Source organism: Streptomyces sp. NPDC059008, from assembly GCF_042749045.1.
In the GTDB taxonomy this organism is placed as follows: domain Bacteria; phylum Actinomycetota; class Actinomycetes; order Streptomycetales; family Streptomycetaceae; genus Streptomyces.
In genome coordinates, this window is sequence record NZ_JBHYJC010000021.1 from 1 (window position 1) to 12,587 (window position 12,587).

Annotated in this window: 13 protein-coding genes and 3 pseudogenes; 5 read left to right on the forward strand and 11 right to left on the reverse strand. The window is 70.1% G+C overall.

Annotated features, from left to right (window positions below; translation table 11 throughout):
* Positions 1-40 precede the first annotated feature (40 nt).
* The gene (locus tag ACFWZH_RS23585; RefSeq protein ID WP_384434513.1) at positions 41-862 is read right to left on the reverse strand and encodes a MerR family transcriptional regulator; all 822 of its coding nucleotides are present in this window, start codon (positions 860-862) and stop codon (positions 41-43) included.
* Between the two features lie 82 nt (positions 863-944).
* Between ACFWZH_RS23585 and ACFWZH_RS23590 the strand changes: the two genes are divergently transcribed.
* Positions 945-1,328, forward strand: a complete 384-nt coding sequence (locus ACFWZH_RS23590) for a VOC family protein (RefSeq protein ID WP_384434516.1) — start codon at positions 945-947, stop codon at positions 1,326-1,328.
* Between the two features lie 28 nt (positions 1,329-1,356).
* Here the strand turns inward: ACFWZH_RS23590 and ACFWZH_RS23595 are convergent, their stop codons facing one another.
* The 3 genes and pseudogenes from ACFWZH_RS23595 to ACFWZH_RS23605 form a co-directional block, all read right to left on the reverse strand.
* Positions 1,357-2,754, reverse strand: coding sequence for an SMI1/KNR4 family protein (locus tag ACFWZH_RS23595; RefSeq protein WP_384434519.1), 1,398 nt, complete (start codon positions 2,752-2,754; stop codon positions 1,357-1,359).
* Between the two features lie 141 nt (positions 2,755-2,895).
* Positions 2,896-3,282 carry a barstar family protein gene (locus ACFWZH_RS23600; protein ID WP_384434522.1) on the reverse strand — a complete coding sequence of 129 codons (387 nt, stop codon included), beginning with the start codon at positions 3,280-3,282 and terminating at the stop codon, positions 2,896-2,898.
* A gap of 171 nt (positions 3,283-3,453) precedes the next feature.
* Positions 3,454-3,822, reverse strand: a pseudogene (locus ACFWZH_RS23605) (class I SAM-dependent methyltransferase); the annotation flags it as partial.
* 362 nt (positions 3,823-4,184) lie between these two features.
* On the opposite strand from ACFWZH_RS23605, the gene ACFWZH_RS23610 reads away from it, so the two are divergent.
* On the forward strand, positions 4,185-5,387 hold the full coding sequence (locus ACFWZH_RS23610; RefSeq protein ID WP_384434525.1) for a multidrug effflux MFS transporter: 1,203 nt from the start codon (positions 4,185-4,187) through the stop codon (positions 5,385-5,387).
* Between the two features lie 6 nt (positions 5,388-5,393).
* Here ACFWZH_RS23610 and ACFWZH_RS23615 read toward each other — a convergent pair.
* Positions 5,394-5,471 (reverse strand): annotated as a pseudogene (locus ACFWZH_RS23615) (IS5/IS1182 family transposase); the annotation flags it as partial.
* 288 nt (positions 5,472-5,759) lie between these two features.
* Positions 5,760-6,695 (reverse strand): LysR substrate-binding domain-containing protein, encoded by a 936-nt coding sequence (locus ACFWZH_RS23620; protein ID WP_384434528.1) that lies wholly within the window; start codon positions 6,693-6,695, stop codon positions 5,760-5,762.
* Between the two features lie 70 nt (positions 6,696-6,765).
* Here ACFWZH_RS23620 and dapA point away from each other — a divergent pair, with 70 nt between their 5' ends.
* On the forward strand, positions 6,766-7,686 hold the full coding sequence (gene dapA, locus ACFWZH_RS23625; RefSeq protein WP_384434531.1) for a 4-hydroxy-tetrahydrodipicolinate synthase: 921 nt from the start codon (positions 6,766-6,768) through the stop codon (positions 7,684-7,686).
* A gap of 179 nt (positions 7,687-7,865) precedes the next feature.
* The gene (locus tag ACFWZH_RS23630; protein WP_384434534.1) at positions 7,866-8,474 is read left to right on the forward strand and encodes a maleylpyruvate isomerase N-terminal domain-containing protein; all 609 of its coding nucleotides are present in this window, start codon (positions 7,866-7,868) and stop codon (positions 8,472-8,474) included.
* A 167-nt stretch (positions 8,475-8,641) separates the two neighbouring features.
* On the opposite strand, the pseudogene ACFWZH_RS23635 reads toward ACFWZH_RS23630, so the two are convergent.
* From ACFWZH_RS23635 to ACFWZH_RS23655, 5 genes and pseudogenes are all read right to left on the reverse strand, one after another.
* Positions 8,642-9,254, reverse strand: a pseudogene (locus ACFWZH_RS23635) (transposase family protein).
* Positions 9,255-9,335: 81 nt separating this feature from the next.
* Positions 9,336-9,521 (reverse strand): hypothetical protein, encoded by a 186-nt coding sequence (locus ACFWZH_RS23640; RefSeq protein ID WP_384434537.1) that lies wholly within the window; start codon positions 9,519-9,521, stop codon positions 9,336-9,338.
* Positions 9,522-9,532: 11 nt separating this feature from the next.
* Positions 9,533-10,093, reverse strand: coding sequence for a cysteine hydrolase family protein (locus ACFWZH_RS23645; protein WP_384434540.1), 561 nt, complete (start codon positions 10,091-10,093; stop codon positions 9,533-9,535).
* A gap of 60 nt (positions 10,094-10,153) precedes the next feature.
* Complete coding sequence (locus tag ACFWZH_RS23650; RefSeq protein WP_384434543.1) at positions 10,154-10,468, reverse strand: hypothetical protein; 315 nt, start codon at positions 10,466-10,468, stop codon at positions 10,154-10,156.
* Positions 10,469-10,587: 119 nt separating this feature from the next.
* Positions 10,588-11,565, reverse strand: coding sequence for a LysR family transcriptional regulator (locus tag ACFWZH_RS23655; RefSeq protein WP_384434545.1), 978 nt, complete (start codon positions 11,563-11,565; stop codon positions 10,588-10,590).
* A 70-nt stretch (positions 11,566-11,635) separates the two neighbouring features.
* Between ACFWZH_RS23655 and ACFWZH_RS23660 the strand changes: the two genes are divergently transcribed.
* The gene (locus ACFWZH_RS23660) at positions 11,636-12,574 is read left to right on the forward strand and encodes an NAD-dependent epimerase/dehydratase family protein (protein WP_384434548.1); all 939 of its coding nucleotides are present in this window, start codon (positions 11,636-11,638) and stop codon (positions 12,572-12,574) included.
* Positions 12,575-12,587: the final 13 nt, after the last annotated feature.

A 12,587-nucleotide genomic window follows, 5' to 3' on the forward strand; every position in this document is an offset into this window, starting at 1 on the left:
GAGGTGACACCGCGCCGCCTCGTCGGCCGCAGAGCATGCATCAGGCCCGGGTCACCGGTGCCTGCAGTTCCGTCACCCAGTCGTCCCGGTTCTCGGGGCACTCCAGGTTGACCTCACGGGGGTAACCCGTCGTCTGGTAGCCGTTGGCGTCGATCCAGCGAGCCAGCGTCTGGGCGGTGGGCAGCACGGCAGCCATCGAGCCGCGGTGCACGATCGTCGCCGCCTGGTCGAGGGACGGCAGGTCGAGGATCCGGAAGGCGCCCTCCTGGAGAGGGGCGGAGACCTGGACGGCGGCGTGGACGGTGATCCTGCCAGCACCCTCCGGGGCGTCCTCGTAGGAGGCGACTCCGGGGCCCGTGGGGGCGATGCCCGCCGCGCCCAGCAGCCGGAACAGTTCGTCGTAGAGCGGCCCGATGACCGGGCCGATGTCCTGGGGCTCGAAACTCTCGGCGGTGGCGGTCAGCTCCGCCACCCGGATCGTGGAGACGCTCTTGATGACAACGTCGTTCGTGGGCATGTGCCCCTCGCTCTCGATCGCTCGGAGCCTCGCCTCGACCTGGACCAGCCGTGCCTCCGCGGCAGCCATGGCGGTCTCCAGTTCGGCCCGCCGCAGCCGCAGCATGCCGCGCAGTTCCTCGGCTCCGACCTTCTCGTCCACGATGTCGCGCACCTGCTGGAGGGTGAACCCCAGGTCCTTGAGCGCGATGATCCGGTTGAGCCGGGCGAGCTGAGCGGCGGTGTAGTAGCGATAGCCGCTGGTGGGATCGACGTGGGCCGGGTGCAACAGACCGGTCGCGTCGTAGTGACGCAGCATCCGGACCGAGACGCGGCCGTGCCGGGCGAAGTTTCCGATGGTGAACATGATGTCTCCGAGCTGACCGCCTGACACGGTGTGAGAGTCAACAACCGCGGCCGCGGCCAGGCTGTCTCCGTACACTGCGGGCATGGCATGCCGCATCAGTGAGCTGGTCATCGACTGCGCCGATCCCGACGGCCTGGCCGCATTCTGGAGCAAGGTCCTCGGCTACGTCGAACTCGACCGGGAGGACGACGGAAGCATCGAGATCGGACCGCCCGACGCCGGATTCGGGGGCCTGCAGCCCACCCTCGTCCTCAGCCCCAGCAGCGCCCCGCGGACCGGAAAGCTGCGACTGCACATCGACGTCAACGCCACGGACCGTGACCAGGACGCCGAGCTGGAGCGGCTGCTCGCGCTCGGCGCCGAGCCCGTCGACGTCGGCCAGACCGGCACCGAGAGCTGGCACGTCCTGGCCGACCCAGAAGGCAATGAGTTCTGCCTCCTGCGCGCCCGGCTCCAGCCTCGCTGACGGCTCCGGCCCCGCTGACCACATGCCTCTACCGCGCGGCGCCAAGGTTGCCTTCGAGGACGGTCTGGATGATCTGGGGCCGGTCCCAGAGGGCCAGGAGTTCGTTGGCGATGGCCACGATGGGCAGCGGGTCCTGGTTGCCGTGCACCGTGATGGCGGCGGCCGACAGACTGCGTGGGACGGCTCCGGCGTCGAGGAGGACACGCCATTCCTGCGGGCCGAGTTCCAGGAACTCCAGACCGGTGAGTTCGGCGATCTGCAGAGGGTCGGCGAGCGTGCCGGGGTAGGCGGCAAGGGTCCGCAGGCGGGGCAGTGCGGTGACCGGGGCGAGGCTGAGCGGCACGCTGTCCCAGACGCCGATGGACAACACCTCCAAGCCAGGGTGGGCGGCGGCCTCGACACTGGGCATGCTTCGGATGTTGACATGAGCCACGGCGGGCGGCTGGTCCTGGCCCGAGCTGCCATGTCGCCTGCTGTGCCGGTTCGCTATCAGGTCGGTGAGCGAGTCGGCGACCAGGGAGGCGCCGACGTTCCCCTCGTGGCCGATCATGATGATCTGCCCCGTATGTCCCTGTGGGCCGGGGGTCAGATCGACGGCCAGCCGGTCGCCACCGCCGTTGTCCCCGAAGACGATCCAGCCGGGTGAGCCGACCAGGCCCTGCACCGCGGCGTCGGGCGGCGTGACGACCGCCTCCTTCGCCGCGAACTCCCAACGGCAGTGGCGGGACGACGCGTCGGCGATGTACAGGTCGTCCAACGCGAAGAGCTCGCAGCCGACCGCGGTGGATTCGCGCTCCGCCGCCTCGTAGTCGTCGCCCCAGTCCTCCCAGCGCGCCCGCGTCACCCGGTAGAGCGCCTTGAGCTCGTCGGGCAGGGTGATGCCAAGGCGTGCTTCCGCAGTGGTGATCTCCGCCTCCGTCGCGCCGATGGCGCCGGGCAGCCGCTCACGCAGCGTCCGTTCCAGCAGGTCCCGATCCGCCGTAGGAGCCGGCGCCGCCCCGGGCACCGGATCGGGTAGACGGCGCCATGGCTCAGGAACGGCGCCCTCAACCAGAATGATCGCCCCCGGGTGCGGGGTGCCGATGCCGGGTTCCACGGCGGGGCTGGGCCCGAGCAGGCGGAGCGCGACCTTGCCGGTCGGCGAGATCTCGGCAGTGAACGAGACGTCGTCGACGCCGATGTCGGCGAGCGCGTGCTGAACCCGCTCCACCGCGTCGGACTCGTCCCGCATGTCCTCGGTCTGGGCGGCGCGGCCGGGCGGCGGCAGCCGTCGCCGCAGGGGCAGACTCCAGCCGTGCCGGCCGATGCGTCCCGCCACGCGGACAGACCGGGCGGCCTGCCCTTCCGCGTCGCCGGCCCGCAGCAGCCGCAGCACGGGCTCCCAGGTCGCGAAGTCGTGTATCGAGCGGGGCTTCTGATCAACCATGTGCAGACCGTACGCGGGACCACTGACATCGAAGGCCGCGGGCCCGGCGCCGCGCACACCAGCGCCTGTACCGCAGGGCGACGTCCCGTGGACGCTCCTCGCCGAGCCGGCGGGCAACGCGTTCTGTGTCCTCGTGCCCTGTCACCGGAGTCGCAGAACGCCCGGAGCGCGGTCGTCGAAGATTTCGACCAGCCAATCAAAGACAGTGGTTCCGCGCTCTTCTCTCGCTGCGGCAAGGTCGGCGCCGACAGAAGGGCGGTTGGTGGGGTGGCAGCGTGACAACCGGATCTCCAACTGGCGAGCCGTCTCCGGATAGCCGAGATGCTCGCGAGACACCTGGTGGTCGCGCCACTCGACCACATAGTCATCGTCTTCGGGCGCCCCGTATCCACCGCCGAGGCAGTCGGCGAAGGCATCGAGGTTCCGACCGAAGTAGCCGCCAGGGCCGTTGATCGCTTCGCCGATGACGCGCCAGAAGTCTTCCAGCGTTCTGATCTGCGTGCCGTCCAGCACATATATCGGTGTCACGGATCGGATGGTACGTGCCGCTCCGCGACGTGTCCCGCCCATTCCGGCCGCCTGCCCGCGGTCCGGAAAAGGCATTCTGCCCTGGGGGAATCCGTGCGGACGAAAAGGAGATGCCGCGAGGCGGTGCACCGTCCGGTCGCAGCGCTATTTCTCCGAGCCAGTGGCCGACGGCGGTACCTCGACTTGAACCTCCAGTCGCACGCGCCGCATCTCGGCCAGCGTCGGCCCCCAGTCCTCCAGGTAGTGCAGGACCAGCGACGCGACCACGTCGTCGAACGCGCCGTCGGCGAACGGCAGGCGGTCGCTCAGATCACACACATACAGGGCCACGTCGTCGCCCAGCCGCCGCCTGGCCAACGCCAGCATCTTGGCGCTGGCGTCGATGCCGGTCACGACGGCACCGCGGTCGCGCAGTGCGGCGGGCAGCGGGCCCGAGCCGCAGCCGGCGTCCAGGATCCGGCGGCCGGCCACGTCTCCGGCGAGGGCTGACATCGCGGGCCGCGCGTAGTACGCGTTCACGAGGTTGTTCTCGGTATCCGCCACGGTGCACTGCGTTCGCTACGTGCACTGTGTTCGCTACGTGCACTCCGTCTCGGCTCCCCCTGTGCTCCTTGGATGCCGAGCTCCATCGCAAGGCACCGGAGCGTTGGCTGCGGCGCCACGCTCTGCCGTGAACGCGTGCGCACGCGCGGACCGAGGTCCGATGGCCCAGCACTGTGCGCTCCTGGCAGTAGGGCTTGCGGAGCGTGCGGTTCCGGTCTGTGGACCGACGCCGGGCCGGTTCCTTACCTCCTAGCGTCGTGTCCGGCACCGCACGAGGCGCAACCGCTCCAGGAGCGCAAGGACCCCTTGTTCGTGCGTGCTGCCTGCTGTGCACGTTTTCCTGCTTGGAGTTCCCCGCGATGCCCGTGATGACAGCGGCCCTGGTGCTGCTCGCCTTGGTGATGCCCCTTGCCACAGACATGTATCTGCCCGCCTTTCCGCAATTGGCGGGGGACCTGGGCACCGATGCCTCCGGTGTCCAGCTCACGCTCACCTCGTTCCTGACAGGCATGGGGCTGGGCCAGCTGATCCTCGGACCGCTCTCGGACCGGTTCGGGCGCCGTACGCCGATCCTGGTGGGCTCGGCGGTCTGTGTCGTCGCCACCGGTCTGTGCGCGCTCGCGCCCTCGCTCGACTACCTGGTCGCCCTGCGCTTCCTCCAGGGCCTCAGCGGAGCTGCCGGCGTGGTGATCGGCCGCGCCGTCATCTCGGACGTCGCCACAGGCGCGCGAGCGGCGAAACTGCTCGGCGTCCTGATGTCCCTGCTCGCCGTCGCCCCCGCCATCGCCCCCGTGGCGGGCGGCATGGTGATCGAGACCGCCGGCTGGCGCGCGGTCTTCTGGGTCCTGGCCGCAACCTCGCTCCTCGCCTTTACGGGCGCGGTCTTCGCGGTGCCCGAGAGCCTGCCGCGCGAGCGGCGCCGGACCGGAGGCGCTCGGGCGACCCTCCGGTCGGTGCGCGAGGTCCTCGCCAACCGCAGCTACCTGGGCCACACGCTCTGTTTCGGGATGGCTCTGGCGGTGCTCTTCTGCTACTTGGGCGGCGCGTCCTTCCTCTTCCAGAACCTGCTCGGTCTGAGCGTCGCCCAGACCTCCACCGCGTTCGCCTCGGTCGGCGCCGTGAGCGTGGTCTCCGGCCTCGTGATCACCCGGCTCGTCGGCCGCTTCTCCCCCACCTCTCTGCTGCACACCGGCCTTTGGACGATGCTCGCCCCCTCCGCCGCCCTGTGCGCATGCGCCGTGGCCGACCGGCTGCGCCTACCGCTGGTTCTGGCCCTGCTGTACCTGGCCTTCATCGGCATCAGCCTGGTCGCCGTCAACGCGAGCGCACTCGCGCTGGAGCGCGTCCCCCATGCCGCCGGAACCGGCTCCGCTCTCCTCGGCACCGCCCAGAGCGTCCTGAGTGCCATCGCCGCCCCACTGGTCGGCCTCGGCGGTGAGCACACCGCACTGCCCATGTTCGCGGGCATGACCATCTCGGCCGTCCTCGCCTTGCTCGCCTTCCTCGCGCTGAGCCTGACCAGGACCACCCACCGCGAAGCCCCGATCGGCAGCGCTCACTGAGCCTTTTCAGCGCTGCCTCTCCAGGGTGACGACGGCCTTGGTGATGACGGTCATGCGGTTGGGGCTGATCCGGGATCTGCGGAAGCCGCAGCCGCCCGCCACCCCGGCATCACTCCCGGCAGCCTGCACTCCGCCATCGTCACCATCCGCGCGCCTGACAGAAGGAACCGAGCAACGCCGAGGCGTACCAGAGCGCCCATCACCGCGCCGCCGAGATCGCCATCGCCGAAGGCGGCGGCAGGAGAGGTGCCAGGCCGGGTGACCGCGTTCCCCCGGATGGGTGCCGCAGCGGGCCGCGGCCTGAGTATTGAAGTCATCCCTCGAGCCAGCTACTGCTGTGACCGCATACGCATTTCTGGTCTCCGTCCCTGACTAGGAGGCACCGCCCGTAGCGCCCACCGCTGTTCGCGCCGCCGCCACGAATGCTGCGATCGCAGGGTGCCTGCCGCCGCCCGCGCGGAAGGCGACCTTCGAGCGACGGAAGAGGGGCAGCCGGGTCAGGACCACACCCTCGGGAGCGTGTGCGGTGGCCATCTCCGGTACGAATCCCGCACCTTGCCCGATCGCGGCCAGTGCCAGGACCGTACGGAAGTCGTTGACCTGATGGCGGATGCGCGGCTGGAAACCGGCCGCCTGACAGGCGCGTACGGCCATCGCGTGACCGGTCGTACCGTCCCGGGCCGTGATCCATGGGGACGTGGCCCACGGTCCGAGCAGCTTCGCCAGCGTGTCGCCAAGGGCGGCAGGACCGGTAGCGGGAGCGCTGTCGGTGGCGCCGCCGCCCGTGGCCAGGTACATCGACTCCTCCAACAGGGGCACCTGATCAACCGTGGTGTCCGGTGACGCGGGAACGAAGTCGTAGTCGTGGACGAGGGCCACGTCGAGCTCGCCGGCGCGCAGGCCGTCGGAGACTCGCGCCGAGTCGATCTCCTGCAACATCGGTTCCAGCGCGGGATGCCGCAGGGCTAGTTCGGCCAGCGTGGCGGGCACGATCGCCAGGCCGCCAGAGGGAAACGTCCCGATCCGCAGTGGCCCGCCGATGCCCTCGCGTGCCCCGGCCAGCTCGGAGACCGCCAGTTCGAGACGTTCGAGAACGGCGTCGGCGTGGGTGACGAGGGTGCGGCCCGCAGGCGTGAGCACCACCCGTCTGCCACTTCGCTCCAGCAGGGGCACGCCAGCCTCGCGCTCAAGCACGCCCAGCTGCTGGGAGACGGCCGAGGCAGTGAAGGAATGTGCCTCGGCCACGGCCGCGATGGTGCCGCGTCGGTCCAGTTCGCGCAGCAGATGGAGACGTCGGACATCAAGCATAAGATGATCTTACGTATGAGCGAAGAAATGTGAACTGGATCTACGGGTTTGCGTCGGTCAGGCTGGGCGCATGAAGCCCGAAGCGAACCTCACCGGCCTGTTTGTCCCCTTGGTGACTCCGTTCACCGACGACCTGCACCTCGCCCCGGACGCGCTCGCCTGCCTCGCCAGCGAGGCGCTGTCGGCCGGCGCTCGCGGACTCGTTGCCCTGGGCACCACCGGGGAGGCAGCCACGCTGACCGCCGAGGAGAAGCGGGCAGTGGTCCGCATCTGCTCGGCCGCCTGCCGGGCACACGGAGCTCCGCTGATCGTCGGCGTCGGCACCAACGACACTGCCGCCGCCGTCACGACGCTGCGGGAGCTCGCTCAGAGCGGTGACGTCACCGCGGCGCTGGTTCCCGCGCCGCCCTACACCCGGCCCGGTGAGGCGGGAACGCTGGCGCACTTCACGGCGCTCGCCGAACAAGGGGGCCTGCCGCTGGTCGTCTATGACATCCCGTACCGCACCGGTCAGCCCCTCAGCACCAGCACCCTGAACACGATCGGGCACCTACCGGAGGTCGTCGGGGTCAAGTACGCGACCGGCGCGATCGACGCGGCCACGATGGAACTGCTCGGCTCGTCGTCACCGGGCTTCGCGGTGCTCGGCGGCGACGACGCCGTCATCTCGCCGCTGCTCGCGGCGGGCGCCCACGGCGGCATCCTGGCGTCGGCCAATGTCCGCACCGCTGACTTCGCCGAGCTGATCTCGCTGTGGCAGCGGGACGCTACCGGACCGGCCCGCAAGCTGGGAGCAGGGCTGGCCCGGCTGTCCGCCGCGCTCTTCGCCGAGCCGAACCCGACCGTGATCAAGGGGGTATTGCACGCCCAGGGCCGCATCCCCAGCCCGGCCGTCCGGATGCCGCTGCTGGCCGCCTCTGCCGATTCGGTCCGGCGGGCGGCGGACCTGGCCACAATCCGGACCAACGCCCACCACGAGGCCGCAGCCTGACACGGGCCCGTGGTCACCGGCGGAACCTGGTGGACTTCGATGCAAGCCGATTGCGCCCGCCCGCTCCCCGCCCACGGCACTCCCCGCGTGGGCGAGCCCTCGGGGCGGCCGAGGCGGCGGGTCGATCCATAACGTGGACGTGTCAGCAGCTGTGACGATGAGATTGCGGCGATGCCCGAATGACTGATGAGATCCGGAAGACATACCTGCAGGCTGCCGAGAAGGCGGTGTACCTGCTTGCCACAGAGCAGGTCGCCCGATGCTGGGAAACCGAGTCCGTGCTCCCCGGGATGTCAGTGGGTGGGCTGGCCGGTCACCTTGCGCGTAGCGTCCTCCAGGTCGAGTGGTTCCTCGACGGCCAGGTATGCGGCGCAGAACCGGTGTCACCGGTTCGGTACTACGCGCGGCTCTCAGATACGTCGTTGCCGCACTCTGCGCTGAACGTCGGGGTGCGTGCCCGCAGCGAGGAAACTGCTGCAGCCGGCCCCACTGTCGTGGCTGAGCAGGCCCGGGCAGCGTGGGTGGGACTGTCTCAGCGGCTGGGCGTGGAGCCGGCCGATCGACGAGTGGCCGTCCTCCATCGGCCGGGAGAGGAGATGTTCCTCGACGGATACCTGCAGACCCGTTGCGTCGAGCTGACGGTGCACCTCGATGACCTCGCGCTCAGTGTCGATGCGCCATGCCGAGTGCCCGATGCTGCGCTCGCCATCGCGGTGGATTTGCTGGTCGCAGCCGCCCGGGACCAGCACGGGCGATCAAGCCGTGTTGCATGCACTCGCCAGGCGTGAGCGTGACGTTGACCAGGCCCTGCGTGTGTTGTAGTTCCTCCGCACTGCAGACGGGCCATCCCCCAAGGCCAGGAAATTAGCGTTCGGCCTCCGGTGCCAAGAGGACTGGTGCGAGGCTGATGTGCCCTCGGTTTGCGCGATGGGCATATCGCCCGAGAGCGAGGCTTTCAACGTTGCCTCTCCAGGGTGAGAACGGCCTTGGTGATGACGGTCATGCGGTTGGGGCTGATCCGGGATCTGCGGAAGATCTGCCAGCACTTCAGCCGTGCCATGCCGCGTTCGACAGGGGCCCGTGCCTGGGCGAGGGCACGGTTGACAGTGCGCTGAGTGGGAGTGAGCTCCCCGCCGGGCGGTCGTTTGAGGCCTGTGGTGACCCATGGGCCGGCGCCCGTGTAGGCGCGGTCGGCGAGGATCGGGACACCTTGTCGCTCGCAGATCCGGACGATCTTGTGGGTGCGGGTGGCGGTCAGATCGTGGCTGTGGCCCGGCAGGGCGGGCGAGATCCAAAGCACTTCGCCGGCCGAGTTCGGTGACGACCTGGACGTTCACGCCGTGCCGGCGGTGCTTGGCGGAGTAGTCGGCACGGCTGTCGCCGACGAGGTCGCACTCGACGAGTGTCCCGTCCAGCAGGACGAAGTCCGGGTCGTTCTCGCGCAGCGTTTTGAGAAGGCCCGGGGCGCGATTGGCGAGCAGTCCGGTGACGGCGGTGACGTAGGCGTGGGCGGTGACCCACTCGACCAGGGCGTGTGGGAGGTCGAGTGCGGCAGGATGCGGAACCAACAGGGCTCCTACGCCGATGGGTTGAGACTTCGAACACCTCCCTCAACGGCACTGGAGCCCTGTGCGTTGCGAACCCCTCCCTCATCCCGGCCCCGTCACCCGATCAGCGGCCACGCTGAAAACGCTCATTGAGCAGTCGAGTGCCTCGACGCAGTCCTGGGCGGCCTGGGCCGAGCGCGGCAGCATGAGGTTCTCGTAGGCACGGACGGCGTCGTCGATGCCGGATTCGGTGATGAGGGCGTGGGCGAGATCGGTGCTGCGGTCCACCCGGTCTCGCGCTATTGAGGTGCGATCGCCTTGACCCAGTCGTCGACGGTGACGACATCCGCCCACTGCGGGAACAGCCGCTCGATGAGGACCCGGTGCAGCTCCGGGTCGGTGTCCAGGCAGGCGTCGGACAGGACGGTGAGGCCGAAGTCCAGATCGTTCGCCTGGCAGAGGGTGGACAGCACCACGGCGCTGGTGGCGATGCCGGTGAGCACGAGGCTGTCGATACCGCGCGCCCTCAACACCACGTCGAGATCGCTGCCCGCGAACGCGCTCGCCCGTCTCTTGGTGACCACCACCTCGCCCGCCCGGGGCGCGACCTCGGGGTGGATCTCGGTGCCTGGGGCGCCCTCGACGAAGAGGCCGGCCCGTGCGATGGCGGTGAGCGCCCTGTTGCGCGTGCCGACTTCCGGGAAACCGGGACGGAGCGCGATGACCACGTAGATCACAGGAATGTTCGCCGCCCGGGCCCCGTCGATCGCTCTGCGCAGGCGTGGCAGATATCCGGAGCCGTCATCGGCGATGTCCACGATGGCCTGTTGGACGTCCATCACGAGAAGGGCGCTGGTCATGTCGCCTCCAGGAACGAGGTCAGGGGAGTCTTCGCGCCGGCCGTCGGCGGTCTTCGGATGTCACTGCCCCTGATAGGGCGGCTGTTGTGGCGGTTGGGCGCCGTACGGTCCGGGGTACTGCGGCGGCTGTCCCGGAGGGGCGACCGGCGGATACGCCTGCGCGCCCGGCTGCTGCGCCGGCGGGAACCCCTGGCCGGGCTGCTGGGCGGGCGGATACGGCGCCTGGTGCGGCATACCCGGACCCGCGCCCCAACCCCCGGGGGCCACCTGCGACTGCGCGCTCCTGCCGCGCGTGCTCAGCGCCACGGCGACGACGACCACGATCGCGGCCAGCACGCCCAAGCCCACCAACAGCAACAACACCGACGCGATCATCTGCGCCCCTCCCATGCTTCCGGCCCGTGCGGACACGCCACGGCGTTGACCCAACACGACCCTACTGGTGACCCACCACGACCCTACTAGGGGACGACAGCGGCGGCGTTCAGCGAGGACTACACGCCCGTGGTCTGTCTCTCCCCCCTGCCCAACGGCACGGGCTGCGTGGACATCGGCTGTCCGGGGCCCTCCGATCGGTACCTCGCCTGCTCGCGGAGGGCTTCGATCAACGTCGTGACGTGGGGGCGGTCGTGACGGCGGCCGATGGTGGCGACGCCGATGTGCCGGGTCGGAGCCGGCGGCTCGATCGGGACGGCGCGCAGACCCGGCACCGTCGGGACGAGCGCGATGGAAGGGATCAGGGAGATCCCCATTCCCGCGGCGACGAGCGAGCGGGCGAAGAAGTAGTCGGTGGTGGTGCCGCGCACTTCCGGTTCGAAGCCCGCGCGCTCGGCGTAACGGCGCAGGTACGCCTCGGTCTTGAGGCAGCCGAGCACCCAGGGCTCGGCTGCCAGCTCGGCGATGTCGAGTGACGCGCGGTCGGCGAGTCGGTGCTCGTCGGGCATGACGACGTGCAGGGGGTCTTCCAGGAGTGCGGTCCACTGCAGGCTGTTGCCGGAGCCCGGCCCGACAGGCAGCGGGCCGTCGAAGTGGTAGGCGAGTGCGAGGTCGACGGCGCCTTGGCGGACTAGGGGCACGGTGTCCTCGGGCTCTCCCTCCCGGACGTGGAGCAGGGTGCCGGGATGGCTTGCCATGAGCCGGGGGAGGGCGTCGGGCAGGAGGTGCCTGCCGCCGCTGGTGAAGGTGGCGACGGTGAGCTGTACGCGGCCCGTGCTGAGCCGCTCGACCTGCTGCCTCGCCTGTGCGAGCTCGGCCGCGACGGACTCGGCGGCCCCGACCATGATCTGGCCGGCCTGGGTGAGGGTGACCCCGCGCGTGCTGCGTGCCACGACCTGGGCACCGAGGCTGCGTTCCAGCACCGCTACGTGCTGGGAGACGGCGGAGGGGGTGAGGTGGAGAGCCGCGGCCGCCTTGCTGAAGCTGCCGTGGTCCGCCACCGCCCGCAGGACGCGGAGCCGCTGCACATCGATCAACAGTATTCCTTAACACGCTTCCAGCAAGCCGTCACTTCACCTGATGACGGTAGGCGTCCAGGGTGGGGGCATGCAAAGAATCTGCGTCATCGGCGGCAGCCGCTACTTCGGAAGGCTCCTGGTCGAGCGCCTCCAGGCGGCCGGCCACCAGGTCACCGTGCTCAACCGCGGCTCCGCTCAACCGCCCACCGGTGTCGAGCACCTCGTTGTCGACCGCGACGACGAGGCCGGTCTCGTCGCCGCCCTCGGCTCGCGCACCTTCGACGTGGTCGTCGATCAGATCTGCTACACCCCCGTGCAGGCCGCGATCGCCGCCCGCGCCTTCGCCGGCCGCACCCGGCGCTACGTCATGACCTCCACGATCGAGGTCTACGACCCGGCGACCGCCGCGCTGCCGGCCGTGCCGGCGGGTATCACGGTGCCGGAGGAGAACGTGGACCCGCGCGCCTGGCAGGTGGCCGTCGACCTCCCCTGGCACGACGAGGCATACCTGGAGGCGCACTACGCCGAGGGCAAGCGCCAGGCGGAGGCCGTCCTCACCCGGGACGGCGGCTTCGCGTTCGCCTCGGTGCGCAGCGCGCATGTGCTCGGCGGCGGCAGAAGGGAGTTCACCGGCCGACTCGCCCACTACACCGAGCGCATCGCCCAGGGCGACGAGATCGTGGTGCACGCCGAGGCGCTGCCGACGGTGTTCATCCACTACGAGGAGCTGGCGGACCTGCTGCTGTGGGCGGCCACCGCCACCGACTTCACCGGTCCGGTCAACGCCTGCTCCGACGGCCTGCTCGATGTGCGCGACCTGGCCGCGATCGTCGCCGCGCGGACCGGCCGCGAGCCCGTCTACCGGACCGTCGCCGCGGGCGGGGCCGCCTCACCGTTCTCCTTCGACCGGCACTACGCCATGAGCAACACCCGCGCGAAACAGCTGGGCTTCGCCTTCTCCCGTACCACCGACTGGCTGCCCGGCGCCGTCGCCGAAACGATCACCGCATCCGCCGCTCCCGCCTGAGGAAACACCAACC